Genomic DNA, 24,323 nt, shown 5'->3' with positions numbered 1-24,323 from the left:
AAGTCGGGTTAATCAAGCGTTAATAACCTGGCATTTGACCGAAGGCGTTAATTGTCTCGCAGGCCCGGATGTGTCACTACGATACGACTGGGAGAGCTGGGTTGTGGATGCCTTTGCTCTCCAAGTGGATAATGGTAATGTTTTGATACCGTAAGTGTGCGAAAGCAGCTATCCACTCTGAAATGACATACTTATCCGCTCTACGAATTCGGGGCGGACAGGTTCAGAGGCAAGGTTTGTTCGGGTGACGCGGAAATCCCGGATGCGTAGTAAACCGGCTGAGATGTAACGAGGCGTAACGGAATGGCGAACAACAAGTACAACGAATCGATCGAGGACAAGGCGTTCAAGGCGCTTGATGAAGCCCTGCAGATCGACTTCGAGGACGATGATACGCCGTCTCCACAAGTCAGGAAGCAAGACGCCTCGGAGGCAAAAGTGTCCGAAAAGCCAACTGTCCGCAATCAGCGTAAAGACGATGCCAAGCAGCAGCGCCCCGCCGCAACGCCCCGCTCCGCCGAGCAGGGATCGCGCGCGCCGGCATTCGCCGCCAACGATGGCAGCAGGGTCAGCCCCGCTTCGCTTTTGAAATCGCTCGACAACGGCTCCGCCCGTCCGGCGCTGCGCAACGCCACGCTTGTTTCGCTTCTGTGGATCGTCGGCGGTCTCGGCCTGATGTCGCTCCTCTATTCGCCGCAGATCTGGCAGATCCGTTCGCTGGCCGACCTCGTCGCCCTGCCCGGCGTGATCGCCGGCCTTGTCGGCATCATCATCCCTGTTCTCCTGTTCTACGCCTTCGCCATCATGATGGCGCGCGCTCAGGACATGCGAAACGCCGCCCGCTCGATGGCGGAAGTGGCACTTCGCCTCTCCGAACCGGAAACGATCGCGTCGGAACGCATCATGACGGTCGGCCAGGCCGTGCGTCGTGAAGTCTCCGCCATGAACGAAGGCATCGAGCGCACCATCGCCCGCGCCTCCGAGCTCGAGACCCTCGTCCACTCCGAAGTCAACGCGCTGGAGCGCAGCTACGCCGACAACGAACTGCGCGTGCGCGGCCTCGTTCACGAACTCGGCTCCGAGCGCGAGGCGATCGTCAATCACGCCGAGCGTATCCGCACCTCGATCGTCGGCGTTCACGACCAGCTGCGCGAAGACCTGTCGCTGGCGACCGAAGAAATCGCCGTGCGCCTGGCGACCTCGGGCGAAGCCTTCGCCTCGATGATCGACACCCGCGCCGCCACGATCACCGAGAAGTCGGAATCCGCCATCCAGTCGCTTGGAACGCTGCTTGCCGCCAAGACGGATCTGCTGCTGCAGACCCTCACCTCCTCCGGTTTCGCGCTCGCCAACGAGTTCGATAACCGCCTGGATCTGTTGACGTCTAGCCTGAGCGACCATGGCAACACGATTCTCAGCCAGTTCGAGACGCGTGCGTCCACCATGGACAGCAACGCCGAGAAGCTGAACGCCGCGCTCAACGACCGCGCCCGCCAGCTGAACGAGATCCTGATCGCGCGCACCCGCGATATCAACGAGAGCCTGACGGGCGGCGAACGCACTATCACCAGCACGCTGGATGACGTTCTCGCCAAGCTGAACAGCACGCTCGACGAGCGCGGCACCAGCTTCCGCCACAGCCTGCAGTCCAGCGTCGACGACACCATCATGGATCTCGACCTGCGCTCCGGCTTCTTCGACGAGCGCCTGCAGGCGACCGTCGCGCAGCTTTCCACCTCCTTCGACGAACGCGTCGCCGAATTCGCCAACGCCTTCGACAAGCGCGCCGGCACGCTCGACACCAAGCTGATGGAAAGCCTGAACCGCATCAACGACACGCTGACCGGCGGCTCGGACTCGCTGAACGGCATCCTGAGCTCCAGCATCGAGCGCATCGGCTCGTCGCTGACCGACCAGTCCTTCGCGCTGACCACGGCGCTTTCGACCGGCCAGGAAGTGCTTGAAAGCACGCTTTCCGGCAAGGTCGACGAAGTCACGAGCGCGATCGGCGCCCGCACGGCCGAAATGACCTCGGCGCTCAGCCATGCCACCTCCGAAATCTCGCTGGCGCTTGCCTCCGGCACCTCGGAGCTCCACAACAACCTGTCCGCCCGCGCCACCGAATTCCGCGACACGCTGCTGTCGACGACCTCGGATCTGAGCTCGGCGGTTTCGGCCGGAACCGATCAGATCACCTCGGCCTTCGGCCGCGCCGACGAGCTGAACACCACGATCTCCAGGCGCGCCCAGGATATCACCCAGGCGCTGGATTCCGCCCATGAGCGCATCGACGACGTGATGTCGGCGCGCAGCGGTGTCTTCCTCGGCGCCCTGTCCGACAGCCAGTCGCGCTTCGAAAACACCCTCGCCAGCCGCTCCGAAGCGATCATCGAAGCCGTCACCGGCAGCCATGACCGCCTCGCCGATACGCTCGACGACAAGGCCATGTCGCTGGCCATCTCGCTCAACGAAAGCCAGAACCGCTTCGAGGAGACGCTTGGGACGCAGGTGGATGCCATCGCCGGTTCGATCGCCTCCGGCCACGATCGCCTAGCCGAGACGCTCGACGACCGCGCCATGGCGCTCGCCATCTCGCTGAACGAAGGCCACAGCCGCATCGAGGAAACGCTCGGCACCCATGCCGGCGCGATCTCGCAGTCGCTGGCGACGGGCGAGCGCAAGCTTTCCGACACCATGGCCGAACGCAGCGCCGCCTTCACCGCGTCGATGAACGAGGGCCGTGGCCTGATCGAGACCGCGCTCGACAGCCGCGCGCAGGCCATCTCGCAATCGCTCGCCGCCGGCCAGGAAAAGCTCACAGAAGCGATCGACGACCGCGCCATGGCCTTTGCCATCTCGATGGATGATAGCCAGGGCCGCCTCGCCGACACGCTGGCGCACCATGCCGATGGCATCGCGGCCTCGCTCTCCACCGGTCACGAGCGCATCAGCGAAGCCCTCGACGACAAGGCCATGGGCCTGGCGATCGCGCTCAACGAAAGCCATTCGCGCCTCGAGGACACGCTCGGCCATCATGCCGAAAGCATCGCGAGCTCGCTCGTCAGCGGCCACGATCGCATCGAGAGCACGCTTTCGCAGAACGCCAAGTCGATCAACGACACGGTTGCCGACGTCCACGACCGCCTCGCCGACACGCTCGCCGAAAAGTCGATGGCGCTGGCGATCTCGCTCGGCGATAGCCAGAACCGCTTCGACGAGGTTCTGGACGCCCGCACCAGCGCGCTCATCGATACCGTCGCCGGAGCAGAAGCCCGCGTGGCCGGCGCGTTCACCGACAAGGCCCAGGAAATCCGCGGCGCCTACACGGAAAACCAGCAGCGCCTGGAGCGCACGCTCGCCGAACACGCCTCGTCCATCTCCAGCACCATCACCGACGGAACCGACCGTATCGAAGGCGGCCTGACCTCGGCCGCCGATCGCTTCGAGGCGCTGACCGGCAACGCCACGACCAGGCTGGAAGACGGCCTTGTCTCGGCGCATGCCCGCATCCGCGCGACGCTCGACGACCGCACCCAGGCGATCAACCTGACGCTCAACGAAGCGCAGACCCAGATCGGCGAGACGCTGTCCGACCAGGCCACGACCATCGGCGCCTCGATCGCCGCGAGCGTCAGCATGCTTGAAATGTCGCTGGAAGATCGCGAAGCCTCCATTCGCCAGGCGATCGACAACAGCGCCCAGTCGCTCGAGGACCGCCTTCGCGACAGCACCGGCAACATCGCCGGTCGCTTCCAGAACGCGGCCGACGAAATCTCCCGCTCGACCGAGAGCTTCGCCTCGCACCTCGACCAGTCCATCGAGGGCATGACCGGCCGCTTCGCCGACACCGGATCGCGCGTCGAGGCCGGCCTCGCCGCGCTCGAAAACCGCATCCGCGACGGCGTCGGCGGCGTTGCCCAGCAGGTCGATGCCGCGGGCGAACGCCTGACCGGCACGCTCACCGACGGCATCTCCAGACTTGGCGCGCTGAGCGACGAGACCTCGGGCCGCATCGCATCCGCAGTTGACAACAGCATCGCCAAGTTCTCCGAGACGATCGATGGCCGCACCAGCCACCTCGCCGCCGAGATCGACAGCCGCGCGGCAAGCCTGACCTCCGACATCGACGCCCGCACCGCTGGCATCGGCGAGGCCATGGAGCGTGGCACCGCCAAGATCGACGAGCGCCTGTCGACCATGGACCGCGCGCTGAATGTCGGCCTCGACGCCGTCAACCGCACCATCGAAGGCAAGGCCGCCGGCCTCGCCGCCTCGCTGCGCAGCGCGGTGGCCGACACCACGCAGGGCATGGACGAGGAAGCCGCACGCGCCGCAGCCTCCCTCAACCAGACCGGCCAGCAGTTCGCCGAAGGTCTCGACGCCAAGAGCAGCGATTTCGCCCGCTCCATGGGCGAGCGCTCCGAGCAGATCGTCAGCCGCGTCTCCGAGGCACAGAACCGCCTCGCCGGCCAGGCCGCAGCCGTCGCCCAGACCTTCTCCGAAGCCGGCAACGCCATCATCAACAAGGTGGCCGAGGCCGAAACGCTGGTCAGCGGCCAGGTCGGCGCCATCTCCAAGGCGCTGAACGACGCGCAGACGACCTTCGCCAGCCACGGCACCGATATCCGCACGACGATATCGAGCGCCAGCGAAGAGATCGCCTCGACGATGGCCGAGGTCGATCGCGCGCTCGAAGCCCGCGGCAATGCGATCCGCAGCGGCCTCGAGGAGCGCTCGCGCGAACTCGACGGCACGCTCAACACCGTCGAGCAGGCGCTCGAGGCACGCGGCAGCTCCATCCGCGCCGCCCTCGACGACCGCACCCGCGAACTGAACTCGATGCTCGCGGGCCGCACGACCGAACTGTCGCGCATTCTCGATGAGACCGCCCGCCCGATGATCGATCGCTACGCGCAGACCGGCCGGGATGCCGCGGCGCAGATCACCTCGGCCGGCGAGCAGAGCGCCGAGCGTTTGCGCACTGAAAACAACGCGCTGATCGACGCCATCAACGCCCGCACCGAACGCGCCACCTCGGCCGTCGATGCGATCGAAAACAGCCTGCTCTCCAACGTCAACCGCCTGATCGACCGCCTGTCCGACAACAGCATGGTCATGGGCCAGATGATGAGCCGCGCCGCCGAGGAACTCAGCGCCGTGGATGGCCGGCTCGGCGACACCACCTCGCGCTTCACCGACTCGGCCTCCAAGGCCGCCGAAATGGTCGCGGCCTCCACCCGCCTTCTCGAAGGCAAGGTAGACCGCCTCTCCGACATCTCGGGCCAGACGCTGTCGCAGGTCGGCAGCATCATCGGCCGCTTCGACGAGCACTCCAAGGTTTTGACGCAGGCGTCCAACCTGCTCGGCGCCGCGCAGTCCAACCTCGTTTCGACGCTGGAAGATCGCGAATCCGCATTGCAGACGCTGTCGGTCGGCCTCGTGCAGCGCTCGGAAGACATCGAAAAGACGATGCGTGCCCTCGGCAGCATGGTCGACTCGGCATTCGATCGCGCCGAGCAGCGCTCGAACCAGGTCAGCAACAACCTGCGCCAGGGCGTCCAGTCCTCCTTCGCCGATATCAGCGCCACGCTCTCGGATGCCGAAAAGCGCGCCGCCGAAGCAGCTGACGCGATGCGCAGCAGCGTCAGCCAGGCGAGCGACGACGTCAACGCGACGCTCGACACCACGCTCGGCAATGCCGAACGCCGCTCCGGCGAACTCGCCAACCGCGTTCGCGGCGGCCTGACGGCATCGCTGTCGGAAGTCGAGCGGATGATGGGCGACGCAGGCCGTCTGTCGGATGGCGCCGCACAGCAGATGCGTGAATCGCTGCGCGAAGCCGTCGACGAAGCAGTCGCCCGCTTCTCCGGCGCCACCGAGGAAATCCGCCGCTCCGCCGGCGATATCCGCAAGGAACTCGACATGACGCGCAGCGAGCTGAAGCGCGGCGCGTTCGACCTGCCCGAGGAAGCCAAGGAGAGCGCCGCCGCCATGCGCCGCGCCGTTTCCGAGCAGATCAAGGCGCTGCAGGACATCTCGCAGATCGTCGGCCGCTCGACGCAGCAGCTCGAAGTCTCCGAGCCCGCCGCCCGCACGCTGGCCCAGCAGCCGCAGCCACAACCTGCCCCGCGCCAGGCGCCGGTACAGTCCGCGATCCAGCAGCAGCCGGCTCCCGTGCCGGCTCCGGCACCCGCGCCGCTGCCGACCCCGGCCGCCGCCGCCATCCCGCCCTCCTCGATCCCACCCTCCTCGATCGAAGGCTTCGGCCTGCGCGGTTCGCTCGGCCCGACGGCCGCAACGCCTGCAACGCCGCAGCGTGCCCCGGCCGTAACCCAGGCGCCCGCCGCTTCGCCGGCATCCGGCGGCTGGATCAGCGACCTGCTGCGTGGCGCATCGCGCGACGAGAGCGCCGAGGACGCGGTTTCCCGTCAGCAGGCGCCCCGCGCCGAGGCACCGGCACCCCAGGCGCCGCGCGCCGGCGACAACCGTAATCCGCGCCATGTGGTGGAATCGCTGAACTCGCTCTCCGTCGATATCGCCCGCGCCATCGATCACGATGCCTCGGTCGATCTGTGGCGCCGCTACCAGCGCGGCGAGCGCGACGTCTTCACGCGTCGCCTCTACACGCTGAAGGGCCAGCAGACCTTCGACGAGATCAAGCACAAGTATGACCGCGAGCCGGAATTCCGCACCGCCGTCAACCGGTACATCGCCGACTTCGAAAAGCTGCTCGCCGACGTCGCCCGCACCGACCGCGACCGGACGATCACCCAGTCCTACCTGACCTCCGACACCGGCAAGGTCTACACCATGCTCGCCCACGCGGCAGGCCGCCTGAACTAAGGCGGAACCAGAGACAAACAAAAAGGCCGCATCGGAAACGATGCGGCCTTTTTGTTCTGTTGGCTTGGGCCGAATACTCAATGCTCGCGACCACCGCCGCACGAGATAACGGCGCCGCAAGCTCACTCCGCGGCGGCATTCTCCATCATTAAATGGCAAAGGCTCGCCATTACCTCGGCAGCTTCCTTCAGCCCGGAGGCCACCACATGATCCGGCACGCCGTCATCGATCAGCGTCGCAAGTTCCGCGAGATCATAGACGATATGGCCGCGCCGCAACTCGCTTTCCGCGAGATCGATACCCAGTTCGGCATGCATGCGGTTGATCGCTCTCGCGGCCAATATGACGAGCGCACGCTTCTGCGCGGCGTCGGACCCTTCAAGGCGGCCCGAGGCTTGAGCGGTCTCGAGTGACTGTAACAGATACGGGTGCATGACATCCTCCTCACCGGCCCTTGAGCGATTGGCGAGCGGATCCTCCATCATGCCCGCGAATCGCCATCTGGTTGCATCGTGAGGAATATTCACCAAAAGCAACGACGACCGCAACCCCGGTATTTGCCAGGAAAAACAAAGGCTCTCCGCCTCCGAAGAGCCATCTGCATCCCGCGCGGAAAGCGCGCAGTGACCTGCGGCAAGGTCACGCCACCCGAAACAAAAAGGGCCGAACCCATCAGGTCCGACCCCTTCTCTTTCAATTCATATCCACCCACCGGGAAAGCCGGTGCGCGGAAACTCTTACGCCTCGGCGTCCGGCGGCGTTTCGTCACCCGCCTCAGCGGCCGGCTCTTCGCCCGGCAAAACGGCGGTCTCGTCGCCGTTCTCGGCGCCTTCCTCGACCTCGTCTTCCGGATCGCGGATGCGCTCGACCGACACGACCTTCTCGTCCTTGGCGGTCGAGAAGATGGTCACGCCCTTGGTCGCGCGGCTGGCGATGCGGATACCGCCAACCGGCACGCGGATCAGCTGACCGCCATCCGAAACCAGCATGATCTGGTCGTTGTCATCCACGGGGAAGGCAGCGACGAGTTCGCCGATCTCGCCCGTCTTCGACGTGTCGGTGGCGCGGATGCCCTTGCCGCCACGGCCGGAGATGCGGAAGTCGTAGGAGGAAGACCGCTTGCCGTAGCCCTTCTCGGAAACCGTCAGCACGTACTGTTCACGTGCCTTCAGCTCTTCGTAGCGCTCGTCGCTGAGCTGTCCCTCTTCGGTGACTTCCTCGCCAACAAGCGCGATTTCCTCGGCCTCGCCTGTCGTCAGGCGACGCTCGTTGGCGGCGCGCTTCAGATAGGCCGCGCGCTCCCACGGCTCGGCATCCACATGGCCGACGATCGTCATCGAAATGATGCGGTCGTTATCGCCGAGGTTGATCCCGCGCACGCCGATCGAGTTGCGGCCCGCGAAGACGCGGACGTCGTCGACCGCGAAGCGGATGCACTGGCCGAGCGCCGTCGTCAGCAGCACGTCGTCATGCTCGGTGCAGGTCTCGACGGAGAGGATTTCGTCGCCCTCTTCCTCGAGCTTCATCGCGATCTTGCCGTTGCGGTTGACCTGGACGAAGTCGCTGAGCTTGTTGCGGCGCACGGTGCCGCGCGTCGTCGAGAACATCACGTCGAGCGTTGCCCAGCTGTCCTCGTCCTCCGGCAGCGGCAGGATGGTGGTGATGCGCTCGCCTGGGGCCAGCGGCAGCATGTTGATCATCGCCTTGCCGCGCGAGGTCGGCGTGCCGATCGGCAGACGATAGACCTTTTCCTTGTAGACGATGCCGCGCGACGAGAAGAACAGAACCGGCGTATGCGTGTTGAGCACGAATAGCTGGCTAACGAAATCTTCGTCACGCGTGGTCATGCCGGAGCGGCCCTTGCCGCCGCGACGCTGCGCGCGATAGGTCGTCAGCGGCACACGCTTGATGTAGCCGAGATGCGAGACGGTGACGACCATGTCCTCGCGGGCGATGAGGTCTTCATCGTCCATCTCGAGGCCGCCATCCATGATCTCGGTGCGACGCGGCGTGCCGAACTCGTCGCGAACAGCCGCGAGCTCGTCCTTGACGATCGACTGGATGCGCACACGCGACGACAGGATATCGAGGTAATCCTTGATTTCCTCGCCGATCTTGTTGAGTTCATCGCCGATTTCGTCGCGGCCAAGGGCCGTCAGACGGGCGAGACGCAGTTCGAGAATGGCCCGTGCCTGCTCTTCCGAGAGGTTGTAGGTCATGTCGTCGTTGATGCGGTGGCGCGGATCGTCGATCAGCCGGATCAGGCTTTCGACGTCATGCGCCGGCCAGCGGCGGGTCATCAGCTCTTCGCGGGCCGACTGTGGGTCCGGCGCCTGGCGGATGACGCGGATCACTTCGTCGATATTGGCGACAGCGATCGCCAGACCGACCAAGACGTGCGCGCGCTCGCGAGCCTTGCGCAGCAGGAACTTGGTACGCCGGCTAACGACATCCTCGCGGAACGAGACGAAGGCGCGCAGCATGTCGAGCAGCTGCATCTGTTCCGGCTTGCCGCCGTTGAGCGCCACCATGTTGCAGCCGAAAGAGGTCTGCAGCGGCGTGTAGCGGTAGAGCTGGTTGAGGATGACGTCCGCATTGGCGTCGCGCTTCAGCTCGACGACGACGCGGTAGCCCTGGCGGTCGGATTCATCGCGCAGGTCGGAGATGCCCTCGATACGCTTGTCGCGCACCAGTTCGGCCATCTTCTCGATCATCGTCGACTTGTTCACCTGATACGGGATCTCGGTGATGATGATCTGCTCGCGATCGCCGCGCATCGGCTCGATCGTCGCGACACCGCGCATGATCACCGAACCACGGCCCGTCTCGTAGGCCGAACGGATGCCGGAGCGGCCGAGGATCTTGGCGCCGGTCGGAAAATCGGGACCGGGAATGATCTGCATCATCTCGGGCAGTTCGATCGCCGGATCGTCGATCAGCGCGATACAGCCATTGATCACCTCGCCGAGATTGTGCGGCGGAATGTTGGTCGCCATGCCGACGGCGATACCGCCGGCGCCGTTGACGAGCAGGTTCGGGAATTTCGCGGGAACGACCACGGGCTCGGAGAGCGTACCGTCGTAGTTATCGCGGAAATCGACCGTTTCCTTGTCGAGATCGTCGAGCAGCGAATGCGCCGCCTTCTCGAGACGGCATTCGGTGTAGCGTTCGGCCGCCGGCGGATCGCCGTCGACGGAGCCGAAGTTGCCCTGGCCGTCGATGAGGGGCAGGCGAAGAGACCAGTCCTGCGCCATGCGCGCCAGCGCGTCGTAGATCGCGGTGTTGCCGTGCGGATGGTATTTACCCATCACGTCCCCGGTCACGCGGGCGCATTTGACGTATTTCTTGTTCCAGTCGATGCCGAGCTCGGACATGCCGTAGAGGATGCGCCGGTGCACGGGCTTGAGGCCGTCGCGCACGTCAGGAAGCGCGCGGCTGACGATGACGCTCATCGCGTAATCGAGATACGACCGCTGCATTTCCTCCATAATGGAGATGGGCTCGATGCCTGGCGGGAGCTTCCCGCCGCCGGGGGGTGTTTGCTCAGTCAAAATGGATCACATCTCTTCTAGAATCACTTGAAGATTTATAGCGGAAAGGCTGTTCCTAAGCCAATTTTGCCGGAGGTTTTGAACAGGCTTTTACGGTCTAATCAGGGCAAAACGAGGCTTATCGGCCCCAATCTCCGTCACGCACGCCGCGCCGTTTGCAAAATTGGTTTGCCCACCTCACAATCGCGCGAAAATCAGGCCCGGATATGGGCATACGGAGACATGATGGCAAGCGCCGACCAACTGATCAACGCCTTCACCACCCTGCTCGTGACGATCGATCCGCCCGGTCTCGCGCCGATCTTTCTCGGCCTCACCGTCGGCATGAGCAGGGCCCAGCGCAAGCAGGTGGCGCTGCGCGGCACGATCATCGCTTTCATCATCCTCGCCGTCTTCGCGCTCTTCGGATCGAGCGTGCTCGGCGTCCTCGGCATCTCGATCGGCGCCTTCCGCATCGCCGGCGGCCTGCTGCTCTTCTGGATCGCCTTCGAAATGGTGTTCGAGAAGCGCCAGGACCGCAAGGAGAAGACCGGCACGGCCGCGATCACCGTCGACCACATCCAGAACATCGCCGTCTTCCCGCTGGCCATTCCGCTGATTTCGGGCCCGGGCGCCATCTCCGCGACCATCCTGATCGCAGGCTCGATGCAGACGGCCTTCGAGCTGGCGCAGCTCATCATCGTCATCGCCGCAAGCCTGCTGCTTCTCTTCCTGGCACTCCTGATCGCCGACCGGCTCGACCGCTTCCTCGGCGTCACCGGCCGCGCCATCCTGACCCGGCTGCTCGGCGTTATCCTGGCGGCGCTGGCGACCCAGTTCGTCGTCGATGGCATCAAGTCGGCGATGAACCTCGCTCCCTCGCCCGTCTGAGCCCATCGCTCCCGGTCAAGGCCATCGCTCGAAGTCAAACCCAAGTCAAAACGCAAACGGCGCACCATCTGGCGCGCCGTTTGAAACCCTGCGGTCTGTCGTCCGATCAAAACGGAATATCGTCGTCGAGGTCGCGCGAGAAATTACCGCCACCGCCGGAAGACGAACCGCCGCCCGAGCCGCCACGGCCCGACGACTGCGAAGGCGAACCGTAATCGTCGCCATAACCGCCGCCACCGCCGAAATCACCACCACCGGCATTGCCGCCACGGCCACCGCCGTAACCACCGCCAGAACGATCACCACCGCCTTCGCCGCGTCCATCGAGCATCGTCAGCGTCGAGCCGAAGCCCTGCAGCACGACTTCCGTGGAATAACGGTCCTGGCCCTGCTGGTCCTGCCACTTGCGGGTCTGCAGCGCGCCTTCGATATAGAGCTTGGCGCCCTTCTTGACATACTGCTCGACGACCTTGCACAGGCCTTCGTTGAACACGACGACAGTGTGCCACTCGGTCTTTTCGCGACGCTCGCCGGAATTGCGGTCGCGCCAGGTCTCGGAGGTCGCGATGCGGAGGTTGGCGATCGGCCGGCCGTCCTGCGTCCGACGGATCTCGGGGTCTGCACCCACGTTTCCGATCAGAATTACCTTGTTCACGCTGCCAGCCATACTTTTCACCCTACCTGCCGCCCTGCCCGGCGGCGCTTGAAACAATCGGTGCACCTTAAACCATAGAGGCGGTGCGATGGACGTCCATAGCGGTTCATCCACAAGGAATTTTGTTCTTTATTTGTTCTATTTTATCCCTATGATCGTGTCAACCGAATCGAAAACCTTGCACCTTCAAGATATTCAGCCTCGACTCGCCCGCCGGCATCACTAAATAAGGGGCTTGTTCCAGCACAGAAGCAGAAGACGATGAGCGAACTGAAGACGATTTCAATCCGTGGCGCGCGCGAGCATAACCTGAAGGGCATCGACCTCGATCTGCCGCGCAACAAGCTGATCGTCATGACGGGCCTGTCGGGATCGGGCAAATCCTCGCTCGCCTTCGACACCATCTATGCCGAGGGCCAGCGCCGCTATGTCGAGAGCCTGTCGGCCTATGCCCGCCAGTTCCTCGAGATGATGCAGAAGCCTGATGTCGACCAGATCGACGGCCTGTCGCCGGCGATCTCCATCGAGCAGAAGACGACCTCGCGCAACCCGCGCTCGACGGTCGGTACCGTCACCGAGATCTACGACTACATGCGCCTGCTCTTCGCGCGCGTCGGCGTTCCCTATTCGCCGGCCACCGGCCTGCCGATCGAGAGCCAAACCGTAAGCCAGATGGTCGACCGCATCCTCGCCTTCGAGGAAGGCACGCGTCTCTTCATCCTCGCGCCACTCGTGCGCGGCCGCAAGGGCGAGTACAAGAAGGAACTCGCGGAGCTCATGAAGAAGGGCTTCCAGCGCGTCAAGATCGACGGCCAGTTCTACGAGATCGCCGACGCTCCCGCGCTCGACAAGAAATACAAGCACGATATCGATATCGTCGTCGACCGCATCGTCGTGCGTGCCGACGTCTCGGCGCGACTGGCCGACAGCTTGGAGACCTCGCTGAAGCTCGCCGACGGCCTCGCCATCGCCGAGTTCGCCGACAAGCCACTGCCGGTCGAGGAAACCGCCGCCGGCGGCTCCGCCAACAAGTCGCTCAACGAGACGCACGAACGCGTTCTCTTCTCGGAAAAATTCGCCTGCCCGGTCTCCGGCTTCACCATCTCCGAGATCGAACCGCGCCTCTTCTCCTTCAACAATCCGGCCGGCGCCTGCCCGACCTGCGACGGCCTCGGCGCCCAGCAGAAGATCGACGCCAACCTGATCGTGCCGGAACCCGAGCGCACGCTGCGCGACGGCGCCATCGCCCCCTGGGCCAAGTCGTCCTCGCCCTATTACAACCAGACGCTGGAAGCGCTCGGCAAGCACTTCGGCTTCAAGCTCGGCGCCCGCTGGAACGACCTCTCCGCCAAGGCGCAGGACGTGATCCTCAACGGCACCGAGGAGAAGATCGAATTCCACTACGTCGATGGCGCCCGCTCCTACACGACGCACAAGAATTTCGAAGGCATCATCACCAACCTCGAGCGCCGCTGGAAGGAAACCGACAGCGCCTGGGCGCGCGAGGAGATCGAGCGCTACATGTCGGCCGCACCCTGCCCGTCCTGCGGCGGCTTCCGTCTGAAGCCGGAAGCGCTTGCCGTGAAGGTCAACAAGCTGCATATCGGCCAGGTCACCGACATGTCGATCCGCGTCGCCCGCGACTGGTTCGAAACGCTGCCCGACAGCTTCAACGCCAAGCAGAACGAGATCGCAGTCCGCATCCTGAAGGAGATCAGGGACCGCCTGCGCTTCCTGAACGACGTCGGCCTCGAATATTTGAGCCTCTCGCGCAACTCCGGCACGCTCTCGGGCGGCGAAAGCCAGCGCATCCGCTTGGCCTCTCAGATCGGGTCGGGTCTCACCGGCGTTCTCTACGTGCTCGACGAGCCATCGATCGGCCTGCACCAGCGCGACAATGCCCGCCTGTTGGAAACGCTGAAGCACCTGCGTGACATCGGCAACACCGTGATCGTCGTCGAACACGACGAGGACGCCATCCTGCAGGCCGACGACGTCGTCGATATCGGCCCCGCCGCCGGCATCCATGGCGGCCAGGTCATCGCCCACGGCACGCCTCAGGACATCATGGCCAACCCGAAGTCACTGACCGGTAAATACCTGTCGGGCGAACTCGGCGTCATCGTTCCCGAAGAGCGCCGCAAGGTGAAGAAGGGTAAGGAAATCAAGGTCGTCGGCGCCCGCGGCAACAACCTGAAGAACGTCACGGCATCGATCCCGCTCGGCGTCTTCACGGCGGTCACCGGTGTCTCCGGCGGCGGCAAGTCCACCTTCCTGATCGAAACGCTCTACAAGTCAGCCGCCCGTCGCGTCATGGGCGCACGCGAAATCCCGGCCGATCACGATCGCATCGACGGCTTCGAGCATATCGACAAGGTCATCGACATCGACCAGTCGCCGATCGGCCGCACGCCGCGCTCCAACCCCGCCACCTATACCGGCGCCTTCACGCCGATCCGCGACTGGTTCGCCGGCCTGCCGGAAGCCAAGGCGCGCGGCTACCAGCCGGGCCGTTTCTCCTTCAACGTCAAGGGCGGCCGCTGCGAGGCCTGCCAGGGCGACGGCGTCATCAAGATCGAGATGCACTTCCTGCCTGATGTCTACGTCACCTGCGACGTCTGCCACGGCAAGCGCTACAACCGCGAAACGCTCGACGTCACCTTCAAGCAGAAGTCGATCGCCGACGTGCTCGACATGACCGTTGAGGAAGGCGTCGAGTTCTTCGCAGCCGTCCCCGCCGTGCGCGACAAGCTGCAGGCCCTCTTCGATGTCGGCCTCGGCTACATCAAGGTCGGCCAGCAGGCGAACACACTGTCGGGCGGCGAAGCCCAGCGCGTCAAGCTCGCCAAGGAACTCTCGAAGCGCTCGACCGGTCGCACGCTCTACATCCTCGACGAGCCGACGACGGGTCTCCACTTCCACGACGTGGCGAAGCTGCTGGAGATGCTGCACGAACTGGTCAACCAGGGCAATTCGGTGGTCGTCATCGAGCACAACCTCGAAGTCATCAAGACCGCCGACTGGGTCCTCGACTTCGGCCCCGAGGGCGGCGACGGCGGCGGCGAGATCGTGGCCTCAGGCACGCCCGAGACGATCGTCAAGGAAAAGCGGTCCTACACCGGCCAGTTCCTGAAGGAGCTGCTGGAGCGGCGGCCGGTGAAGAAGGTGCAGGCGGCGGAGTGAGCGATATCCTCTCCACGGTGCGTGTGCTGATCGCTGACGGCAAATTCAGGGTCTCGGCACATGCGCTGCGGGAGTTGCTGAACGACGATCTGCTGATCGAACCGTTGGTGACCGATGTCGCGTCAGCGGTGCTCGTGGAGGAGTATCCGAGCTATCACAAGGGACCCTGTGTTCTGGTTCTGCAGACGGACGAGCGGGGACGCCCCATTCATTTGCTTTGGGGCATCCCATCAGGTGCATTCGAACCGGCGGTGTTGATAACCGCATACATTCCCGATCCAGACCGCTGGAATGACGATTTCACTAGGAGGAAGCCGCAATGACGAGACAGGCGTCGCAGCTCATTCGCGAGGGGGAATATGCCGCGGAGGTCGTCGTGGAGCTTCGCGACGATGGTGGTGAATGGTCCCCGACGGTAAGCCCGGAGGATATCCGCAAGCTGGATCGCGTACGCCGCGCGCTTCGTGACCGCGATTTCGAACGTGCCGAGAAGGATCTGCGCGTCTTTCGTCTGGTGCCGCGCGAGGTCGACTATCCGAAAATCGGTTTCGGCGAAAACGAACAGGATGGATTGAAGTCATGACAAAACCCGGCACCATTCGCGTCGGCATCGGCGGCTGGACGTTCGAGCCCTGGCGCAACCACTTCTTCCCCTCCGACCTGAAGCAGAAGGACGAGCTGAACTATGCCAGCCGACAGCTGAAGGTCATCGAGGTCAACGGCACCTATTACAGCTCGCAGAAGCCCGAGACCTTCGCCAAGTGGGCCGCCGATGTGCCTGAAGGCTTCATCTTCTCGCTGAAGGCCAGCCGCTTCAGCACGAACAGAAAGATCCTCTCCGAAGCCGGTGAATCGGTCGAGCGCTTTCTCGGCCAGGGCATCGTCGAGCTCGGCCCGCATCTCGGCCCCATTCTCTGGCAGTTCGCCCCGACCAAGAAGTTCGAGCCCGAGGATTTCGAGGGCTTCCTGAAGCTCTTGCCAGAGAAGCAGGATGGCCTGCCGCTAAAACATGTCGTCGAAGTCCGCCACGACAGCTTCAAGGTGCCGGAGTTCGTGGCCCTGCTCGCGAAATACGGCGTCGCCCCTGTTGTCGCCGAGCATTTCGATTATCCGATGGTGGCGGATGTCACCGCCGATTTCGTCTACACGCGCCTGCAGAAGGGCTCGGACGACATCCGGACCTGCTATCCGCCGAAGGAGCTCAAGGCCTGGGCCAATCGCCTGGAGAGCTGGGCCGAGGGCAAGGTGCCTGATGATCTGCCGCTCATCGATAGTGATCGCAAGGTCAAGGTCGAACCGCGCGACGTCTTCGCCTTCATGATCCACGAGGGCAAGGTCAACGCCCCCTTCGGCGCCATCGCGCTGCAGGAAGAGGTCGGCAAGTAGTCAGCCTGCCAGATCGTCAGAGCGGCAGCACCTGGCTGACGAGGTCTTCCGCCGTCAGCCCCTTGCCAGCGCGGCTGCCTGCTTCGCCATGCATGTAGACGCCGGCCGCCGCCGCCTCGAAGGCCGGCAGCCCCTGCGCCATCAGCGCTCCGATGATCCCCGCCAGCACATCTCCGGATCCCGCGGTGGCGAGCCAGATCGGCGCATTGGCGTTGATCAACGCTCGCCCATCCGGCGAGGCGATCACCGTGTCGGGCCCCTTGTAGACGATGGCTGCATTGGCCCTCGCCGCCGCCGCCAGCGCCTTGTCAGCCTTGCCGAGACGCGGGTCCGCGGCGATGTCCGGAAACAATCGCGCAAACTCGCCCTCATGCGGCGTCAGAACCAGCCGCGTCTCCCCTTCGGCGAACAATGAGAACAGCGCGTTCGGATCATCGCGGAACGATGTTATGCCGTCGGCATCCAGCACCAGATGCCTTTGCGAAAGTGCGGCCACGAAACCCCGCGCCTTCTGGCCGGCCCCGAAGCCCGGCCCGAGCACGAAGCTGCGCAACCGTTCATCCTTCAGCCAATCGGCGAGCTCGGCGTCCCCATCGATGCCGTGCAGCATCACGGCGGTCAGATGCGTCGCGTTCTCCGCCATGGCATCCTCGGGCGAGACGATCGTCACCAGCCCGGCGCCGGCCTTCAATCCGGACATGGCCGACAGTCGTGCCGCACCCGTCTTGCCCTTCTCGCCCGAGAAGACGACGAGGTGGCCGCGTTTATACTTGTGCGTCTCCTGCCCCGATGACGGGAGCCACCGCCGCCACGCGTCCGGCCTGTTCTCCGCCAGCTTGCCCGATGCCTGCCCGCGCACGATCCGCGCGGGTATGCCGATATCGAGCACCTCGAGCACGCCCGAAAGCTCGCGGCCCGGCATCAACAGATGGCCCGGCTTGCGCGTCATGAAGGTGATCGTCCGCGCGGCGGAAAACGCCGCTCCCAGCACCATGCCAGTCCGGCCGTCGATGCCCGACGGCAGGTCGACGGCAAGTACCGGCAGGCCGGCATCGGCGATACGACCGATCACGGCACCGACGGCCTCGGGCACCACCCGCGCCAACCCGGCCCCGAACAGCGCGTCGATCACCACGTCACCGTCCGCGGGCCTGTAGTCCTCGATCGGCGCGCCGACACCGGACCAGTGGCTGCGCGCCCGCGCGGCATCGCCCGTCAATCGCGCGGGATCGCCCAGATGAAAAAGCGCCACCTCGACACCGCTGTCCGCAAGGCACCGCGCCGCCACGTAGCCGTCGCCACCATTGTTGCCGGGGCCGCACAGCACGACAGCCCGCCTCGCCGACGGATAGTGGCGCAGAAAAGTCGCTGCCACCCCGGCGCCCGCCCGCAACATGAGCCCAAAACTGTCGATACCCGAGGAAGCAGCGGCGGCATCGACGGCGGTCATTTCGGCGGGTGTAAGGAGAAGGTCGGCGAGCTGAGTGTCCATCCGGTCATTCAAACAGAATCCGCCTAAAAAACAACCGATTGGCGCAAAATCTGGAAGCTTATTATTTAGCCATTTGCATATATTTTAACCGCGCGCCCAAACCATAAAGAAAGCATCAGACATCGCGAATATTCCAGATTTCGATTGAATTTTAAGCTTTTCGCGCACAACCCGCGCCGATTTTGACAAAAAAATCGTTGAAATTACTGAAAATCACTCGACTTTCGGCCTGTGGCCGCCATTTCCGCGAAGATTCCACTTTCCAACTGGCACGATAACTGCATCATATCGGGGGGTGGGTATGAGCCTGCTATAACGGGAGAAGCGGAGAGTCATTTTCTCATGAAAAAGATCGAAGCGATCATTAAGCCCTTCAAGCTGGACGAAGTGAAGGAAGCCCTTCAGGAAGTTGGCCTGCAGGGGATCACAGTCACGGAAGCAAAGGGCTTCGGTCGCCAGAAGGGTCACACGGAACTGTACCGTGGCGCCGAATATGTCGTCGATTTCCTGCCGAAGGTGAAGGTCGAAGTCGTCCTCGCCGATGAAAATGCGGAGGCCGTCATCGACGCGATCCGCAAGGCCGCGCAAACGGGCCGTATCGGCGATGGAAAAATTTTTGTATCCAATATCGAAGAAGTCATTCGTATCCGTACCGGCGAAACCGGTGTCGACGCGATCTGACGTTGGTCCAGGCGAGACAATCGTCCCGTCTTCTCAAATGAAGGAACCATTTTATGGCGACCGCAAGCGAAATCCTCAAGCAAATCAAGGATAACGACGTCAAGTTTGTTGACCTGCGCTTTACCGATCCCAAGGGCAAGCTGCAGCACGTCACGATGGACGTCGTTTGCGTCGATGAAGACATGTTCGCCGATGGCGTCATGTTCGACGGCTCCTCGATCGGCGGCTGGAAGGCGATCAACGAATCCGACATGGTGCTGATGCCCGACACGGAAACGGTCCACATGGACCCGTTCTTCGCGCAGTCCACCATGGTCATCCTCTGCGACATTCTCGATCCGGTCTCCGGCGAAGCCTATAACCGCGATCCGCGCGGCACCGCCAAGAAGGCCGAAGCCTATCTGAAGGCATCCGGCATCGGCGACACCGTCTTCGTCGGCCCCGAAGCCGAGTTCTTCATCTTCGACGACGTTCGCTACAAGGCCGATCCCTACAACACCGGCTTCAAGCTCGATTCCACCGAACTGCCGTCCAACGACGACACCGAATACGAGACCGGCAACCTCGGCCACCGTCCGCGCGTCAAGGGCGGCTATTTCCCGGTTCCGCCGATCGACAGCTGCCAGGACATGCGCTCCGAGATGCTGACCGTCCTGTCGGAAATGGGCGTCGTCGTCGAAAAGCACCACCACGAAGTGGCGGCCGCCCAGCACGAGCTCGGCATCAAGTTCGACACGCTCGTCCGCAACGCCGACAAGATGCAGATCTACAAGTACGTCGTGCACCAGGTCGCCAATGCCTACGGCAAGACGGCAACCTTCATGCCGAAGCCGATCTTCGGCGACAACGGCTCGGGCATGCACGTCCACATGTCGATCTGGAAGAGCGGCAAGCCGAGCTTCGCGGGCGATGAATATGCGGGCCTCTCCGAGAGCTGCCTCTACTTCATCGGCGGCATCATCAAGCACGCCAAGGCGCTGAACGCCTTCACCAACCCGTCGACGAACTCCTACAAGCGTCTCGTCCCGGGCTATGAAGCACCGGTTCTGCTCGCCTATTCGGCGCGCAACCGTTCCGCCTCGTGCCGCATTCCGTTCGGCAGCAACCCGAAGGCAAAGCGCGTCGAAGTCCGCTTCCCGGACCCGATGGCGAACCCCTACCTCGCCTTCGCCGCCATGCTGATGGCTGGCCTCGATGGCATCAAGAACAAGATCCATCCCGGCAAGGCCATGGACAAGGATCTCTACGACCTGCCGCCGAAGGAGCTGAAGAAGATCCCGACGGTTTGCGGATCGCTCCGCGAAGCGCTGGAAAGCCTGGACAAGGACCGCAAGTTCCTGACCGCCGGCGGCGTCTTCGACGACGACCAGATCGATAGCTTCATCGAGCTGAAGATGATCGAGGTCATGCGCTACGACATGACCCCGCATCCGGTCGAATACGACATGTACTACTCGGCATAAGCCCTTGGAAAGCCCCGGTTCGCCGGGGCTTTCGCCTGCCAGATGTCGCGGACGCCGCGCGCGAATGTGACACTCATGTGACGAGTTCTCGCACAAATCTTGATTTGGGTGAGACCAATCACCAAATCAGGTGATGAAAGGAAGTCGTACCATGAAAGAAAGACTAGCTAAGTTCAGTATCGGCGAAGTGGTTCGGCACAAGGTATTTCCGTTTCGCGGCGTCATCTTCGATGTCGATCCGGAATTCGCGAATACGGAAGAATGGTGGAATTCTATTCCCGCCGACGTGCGCCCCAGCAAGGACCAGCCCTTCTACCACTTGCTCGCCGAAAACGAAGACAACGAATACGTCGCCTACGTATCCGAACAGAACCTGATGAATGACGAAAGCGGAGAGCCGCTTCGCAATGAACAGGTCTACCAGATTTTCGATATGGCACCGACGGGGCAGTTCAAACCCAAGATGAGCTTCACCCACTAAGCCGCTGCATATCCATTTCAAAACCCCGCTCACCCAGCGGGGTTTTTCTTTGGATGCGATCCGGATTGCAGGCAACAAAAAACCCGGCGCGAAGCCGGGTTTCTCGAAAATCCTTAGGGCTAGACATTACCGAGCCTCTGGCATTACTGAGCCTTGGCGGCCTTCTGGGCGTCTTCAAGCTTCTTGCGCGCTTCGTCGGCCTTCTTCTGCATGCTGTCCTGCAGGCTCTTCTGGCTCTCGGCGAGCTTGGAAGCGGAAACCGCTTCGCCGTCGAATGCGCCGGTGAAGCCTTCAAGCGAAATCTTGATCGGGTTCGGCGCACGGCGGAAGTTGACCGAGGTCAGGATCAGGTCGGTGCCCTTCTTCAGGCTGGCGACCATGGCATCCGTCAGCGGAATCTGAGCGACGCAACGATCGGGCATGCACATCAGATAGTCGATCTTCTGCGGCTTGCCGCCGTCGATCTGCATGCCGATACCCGGAGGAATGAGACGTGCCGGCGGAACAGAAACCTGCAGGCTCTTGTTGTTGACCTTGCCGGAAACCGAAATGAGGCCAACGCCGGTAACGAGCTGACCGCCGGTTGCCAGAACGACGTTCTGGACGACGCAAACGTCGTTGTCCTGCTGCTTGCTGCAGGTCTTGTACCAGCCAAGGCGCGGAGCGCCCGGGGCCTGGCTTGCGGCATCGGCCGATGCATCCTGCGCGAAAGAAGACACCGGAGCCATAGAGGCGCCAAGCATCACTGCCATAACGGACAGGGCTGCCCGTGTTTTCTTTTCAGACTTGAACATCATAACGAATTCCGTCTCCTGATATCCCGTTGGGACAGCCGATATGCCATCCTCACCAACAGGGTTGTTCGCATCTGACCTCTTAAAACAATAAGGCAAATGCATGACCCCCCGACTTCGGGGTCCCTGTTACATCGCGTTGTCGGAGATTTCCAGTGTTTCTTTGGCGTTTTGCGTGTCGCCCGAAAGAATTCGCCGTGGATGGTGAATCGGGCCGCGCGCATGATAGTCTTCGCGCGAGATCGCGCCGTTTTCCGGAAAGGATTTCGACTATGCTCCGGATCGTTCTCCCCGTTGCCTTCGCTCTCGTTTGCGGCACAGCACTTGCCGAGCCCGTGACCGGCATCGCGATGCACGGCGCGCCCGCCCTGCCCCAGGATTTCAAGAACCTTCCCTACGTCAATCCGGATGTGAAGAAGGGCGGGAAGATCTCCTATGGCGTCGTCGGCACCTACGACAACCTGAACCCGTTCATCCTGAAGAGCATGCGCACGACCGCCCGCGGCATGTGGGACCCGGAATATGGCAACCTTGTCTATGAGACGCTGATGCTGCGCTCGCGCGACGAGCCATTCACGCTCTATGGCCTGCTCGCCCAATCCGTCGAGTGGGACGACGACCGAACCTATATCCAGTTCAATCTGAACCCCGCCGCCAGATGGTCGGATGGCCAGCCGGTGACGCCCGAGGATGTGATCTTCTCCTTCAATATCCTAAAGGAGAAAGGCCGCGTGCCGTTCAGCACGCGCCTCAATGCCGTCGAGAAAATGGAGAAGGTCGGCGACAACAGCGTCCGCTTCACCTTCAACGACAAGGCCGACCGCGAATTCCCGCTGATTCTCGCCGGCTCGACGCCGATTCTCCCCAGGCACGCGATCGACGCGGAGAATTTCGACCGCTCGACGCTGAAGCCGCCGATCGGCTCCGGCCCCTACAAGATCAAGTCGCTGAAACCCGGCGAAAGCATCACCTTCGAGCGCGATCCGAACTATTGGGGCAAGGATGTCCCGGCCAAGGTCGGCCTCGACAATTACGACCAGATCACCGTCCAGTATTTCCTGCAGGACACGACACTGTTCGAATCGTTCAAGAAGGGCGATATCGACGTCTATCCCGATGGCAGCCCCGGCCACTGGGCCAGCGCCTATAATTTTCCGGCGGTCACGTCAGGCGACGTCGTCAAGGACACCTTCCAGCCCAAGCTGCCTTCGGGCATGTTCGGCTTCGTCTTCAACACCCGCCGGCCGCTCTTCGCCGACGTGAAGCTGCGCGAGGGCCTGTCGCTGATCTTCGACTTCGAATGGGCCAACAAGAACCTTTTCTCCAGCGCCTATATCAGGACGCAGAGCTACTGGCAGAACTCCGGTCTTTCCAGCTTCGGCGTCCCCGCCGACGAGCGCGAACTGAAGCTGCTCGGCCCGATCAAGGATCGTATCGATCCCGCCATCCTCGATGGCACCTACAAGCTTCCGGTCACGGATGGCTCCGGGCGTGACCGCAATGTGCTGAAGCAAGCCGCCGCTATACTGAAGGAGGCCGGCTACACGATCAAGAACGGCAGGATGAGCGACGCCAACGACCGGCCGCTGGCCTTCGAGATCATGACGCAGAACACCGATCAGGAGAAACTCGCCGTCTCCTTCCAGCGATCGTTGCAGTTGCTCGGCATCAGCGTCTCCATCCGCACCGTGGATGATTCGCAGTATCAGAGCCGTACGAACACCTTCGACTACGACGTCATCGTCAAATCCTTCACCTCGTCGCTGTCTCCAGGCATCGAGCAGGTCGGCCGCTGGTCGTCGGCCTCACGCGACCGCGATGGCACCGACAATTTCGCCGGCGTCGCGGACCCGGATGTCGACAAGCTGATCCAGAACATCCTGACGTCCCGCTCCGCGGAGGACTTCACCGCCGCCGTCCGCGCGCATGACCGCATGCTCCTGTCGGGGCACTATGTGCTGCCGCTCTATCACGTCAACAACCAGTGGGTCGCTCGCAGCAAGCGCATCGGCCGTCCCGACACGGTGCCGCTTTACGGCTACCAGCTGCCGGCATGGTGGGACCAGAGCGTCCAGTAACAGGTGGTTCTCTTTTCCTGCCTGGTTGAACTGAGCGTCCTCAGAGACTAGATGGCTTCAAACCGCGGCGTCCGAAAATGGCGTCAGGGCCATCATCTCAATCAGCAGTCCCGGCCGCAACCCGGAAAGGAAAGCCAATGGAACGCATTGTCATCGACGTCGTATCGGATGTCGTCTGCCCCTGGTGCTATCTCGGCAAGGCCAGGCTAGAGCTGGCGATATCGGAGGTTCAGGACGAAGTCGGCGTCGACATCAACTGGCGCCCCTATCGGCTCAATCCCGACTATCCGCCGGAAGGCGTCGACCAGAAGGCAGCGCTCGAGAAGAAGCTCGGCGGTGCTGAGCGTGTCGCTGAGGGACACAAGATGCTGACCGAGCTCGGTCGTGAGGTCGGAATCAATTTCAATTTCGATGCCATCAAGATCGGCCCGAACACGCTCGACGCCCACCGCCTCATTCATTGGGCAATGATCGAGGATCGCGACAAGGCCGATCGCGTGGTCAATGGCCTGTTCAAGGCGAATTTCGAGGAAGGCCTGAATGTCGGCGATCACGCCGTTCTGCTCGACATCGCCGAGAAGGCCGGCCTCGACCGCGCCGTGACCACCTCCCTGCTCGCCTCGGATGCCGACAAGGTCCTCGTCGTCGAGGAAATCAGAATCGGCGCAGAAGATGGGCGTCAACGGCGTGCCCTTCTTCATCTTCGACCAGCAATACGCCGTCAGCGGCGCCCAGACGCCTGATGTCATCGCCGGCGCGCTGCGCGATATCGCCAAGGCCAAGGCCGAAGCCCGCGCCGGTATGAACTGAATTCCGCTGCTCCCTCATTCCTGTGCCCAAGCTTCG

At 63.0% G+C, this 24,323-nt stretch carries 15 protein-coding genes and 1 pseudogene; 11 read left to right on the top strand and 5 right to left on the bottom strand.

Going from position 1 to position 24,323, the window contains the following annotated elements; translation table 11 throughout:
- Nucleotides 1-303 precede the first annotated feature (303 nt).
- Nucleotides 304-6,843, top strand: a complete 6,540-nt coding sequence (locus tag P3R82_RS15480) for a hypothetical protein (protein WP_283194481.1) — start codon at nucleotides 304-306, stop codon at nucleotides 6,841-6,843.
- 122 nt (nucleotides 6,844-6,965) lie between these two features.
- Here P3R82_RS15480 and P3R82_RS15475 read toward each other — a convergent pair whose 3' ends face one another.
- On the bottom strand, nucleotides 6,966-7,391 hold the full coding sequence (locus tag P3R82_RS15475; RefSeq protein ID WP_283194480.1) for a hypothetical protein: 426 nt from the start codon (nucleotides 7,389-7,391) through the stop codon (nucleotides 6,966-6,968).
- Between the two features lie 189 nt (nucleotides 7,392-7,580).
- Entirely contained in the window at nucleotides 7,581-10,394 is a 2,814-nt protein-coding gene (gyrA, locus tag P3R82_RS15470; RefSeq protein ID WP_283194479.1) for a DNA gyrase subunit A, read from the bottom strand.
- A gap of 225 nt (nucleotides 10,395-10,619) precedes the next feature.
- On the opposite strand from gyrA, the gene P3R82_RS15465 reads away from it, so the two are divergent.
- The gene (locus tag P3R82_RS15465; protein ID WP_283194478.1) at nucleotides 10,620-11,264 is read left to right on the top strand and encodes a MarC family protein; all 645 of its coding nucleotides are present in this window, start codon (nucleotides 10,620-10,622) and stop codon (nucleotides 11,262-11,264) included.
- Between the two features lie 106 nt (nucleotides 11,265-11,370).
- Here P3R82_RS15465 and P3R82_RS15460 read toward each other — a convergent pair whose 3' ends face one another.
- Nucleotides 11,371-11,931, bottom strand: a complete 561-nt coding sequence (locus P3R82_RS15460) for a single-stranded DNA-binding protein (protein WP_047512240.1) — start codon at nucleotides 11,929-11,931, stop codon at nucleotides 11,371-11,373.
- 249 nt (nucleotides 11,932-12,180) lie between these two features.
- On the opposite strand from P3R82_RS15460, the gene uvrA reads away from it, so the two are divergent.
- Genes uvrA through P3R82_RS15440 form a run of 4 tightly spaced genes read left to right on the top strand, consistent with a single transcriptional unit; the run spans nucleotide 12,181 to nucleotide 16,488 of the window.
- Nucleotides 12,181-15,102, top strand: a complete 2,922-nt coding sequence (uvrA, locus tag P3R82_RS15455; RefSeq protein ID WP_283194477.1) for an excinuclease ABC subunit UvrA — start codon at nucleotides 12,181-12,183, stop codon at nucleotides 15,100-15,102.
- Nucleotides 15,099-15,425, top strand: a complete 327-nt coding sequence (locus tag P3R82_RS15450) for a DUF4258 domain-containing protein (protein WP_283194476.1) — start codon at nucleotides 15,099-15,101, stop codon at nucleotides 15,423-15,425. The genes uvrA and P3R82_RS15450 overlap by 4 nt, the downstream gene beginning before the upstream one ends.
- Nucleotides 15,422-15,685, top strand: coding sequence for a hypothetical protein (locus P3R82_RS15445; protein ID WP_283194475.1), 264 nt, complete (start codon nucleotides 15,422-15,424; stop codon nucleotides 15,683-15,685). The genes P3R82_RS15450 and P3R82_RS15445 overlap by 4 nt, the downstream gene beginning before the upstream one ends.
- Complete coding sequence (locus P3R82_RS15440) at nucleotides 15,682-16,488, top strand: DUF72 domain-containing protein (RefSeq protein ID WP_283194474.1); 807 nt, start codon at nucleotides 15,682-15,684, stop codon at nucleotides 16,486-16,488. Before P3R82_RS15445 ends, P3R82_RS15440 begins: the two co-directional genes overlap by 4 nt.
- A 16-nt stretch (nucleotides 16,489-16,504) precedes the next feature.
- Here the strand turns inward: P3R82_RS15440 and P3R82_RS15435 are convergent, their stop codons facing one another.
- On the bottom strand, nucleotides 16,505-17,980 hold the full coding sequence (locus P3R82_RS15435) for an NAD(P)H-hydrate dehydratase (RefSeq protein ID WP_283194473.1): 1,476 nt from the start codon (nucleotides 17,978-17,980) through the stop codon (nucleotides 16,505-16,507).
- Between the two features lie 342 nt (nucleotides 17,981-18,322).
- On the opposite strand from P3R82_RS15435, the gene P3R82_RS15430 reads away from it, so the two are divergent.
- From P3R82_RS15430 to hspQ, 3 genes are all read left to right on the top strand, one after another.
- Nucleotides 18,323-18,661, top strand: coding sequence for a P-II family nitrogen regulator (locus P3R82_RS15430; RefSeq protein ID WP_018900556.1), 339 nt, complete (start codon nucleotides 18,323-18,325; stop codon nucleotides 18,659-18,661).
- 53 nt (nucleotides 18,662-18,714) lie between these two features.
- Nucleotides 18,715-20,124 (top strand): type I glutamate--ammonia ligase, encoded by a 1,410-nt coding sequence (glnA, locus tag P3R82_RS15425; protein ID WP_018900557.1) that lies wholly within the window; start codon nucleotides 18,715-18,717, stop codon nucleotides 20,122-20,124.
- A gap of 151 nt (nucleotides 20,125-20,275) precedes the next feature.
- A complete protein-coding gene (gene hspQ, locus P3R82_RS15420; protein ID WP_183901851.1) occupies nucleotides 20,276-20,605 on the top strand; it encodes a heat shock protein HspQ in 330 nt (109 codons plus the stop codon).
- A gap of 143 nt (nucleotides 20,606-20,748) precedes the next feature.
- Here hspQ and P3R82_RS15415 read toward each other — a convergent pair whose 3' ends face one another.
- The gene (locus P3R82_RS15415; protein WP_283194472.1) at nucleotides 20,749-21,402 is read right to left on the bottom strand and encodes an invasion associated locus B family protein; all 654 of its coding nucleotides are present in this window, start codon (nucleotides 21,400-21,402) and stop codon (nucleotides 20,749-20,751) included.
- A 269-nt stretch (nucleotides 21,403-21,671) separates the two neighbouring features.
- Between P3R82_RS15415 and P3R82_RS15410 the strand changes: the two genes are divergently transcribed.
- Together P3R82_RS15410 and P3R82_RS15405 are read left to right on the top strand one after the other, a co-directional pair.
- Nucleotides 21,672-23,477, top strand: a complete 1,806-nt coding sequence (locus P3R82_RS15410; protein WP_283194471.1) for an extracellular solute-binding protein — start codon at nucleotides 21,672-21,674, stop codon at nucleotides 23,475-23,477.
- Between the two features lie 137 nt (nucleotides 23,478-23,614).
- A pseudogene (locus P3R82_RS15405) lies at nucleotides 23,615-24,287 on the top strand (DsbA family oxidoreductase).
- Nucleotides 24,288-24,323: the final 36 nt, after the last annotated feature.

Origin of the sequence: Rhizobium sp. AN80A (assembly GCF_030053015.1) — a bacterium.
Classification (GTDB): domain Bacteria; phylum Pseudomonadota; class Alphaproteobacteria; order Rhizobiales; family Rhizobiaceae; genus Rhizobium; species Rhizobium metallidurans.
This window is presented reverse-complemented; position numbering and strand designations above follow the sequence as displayed.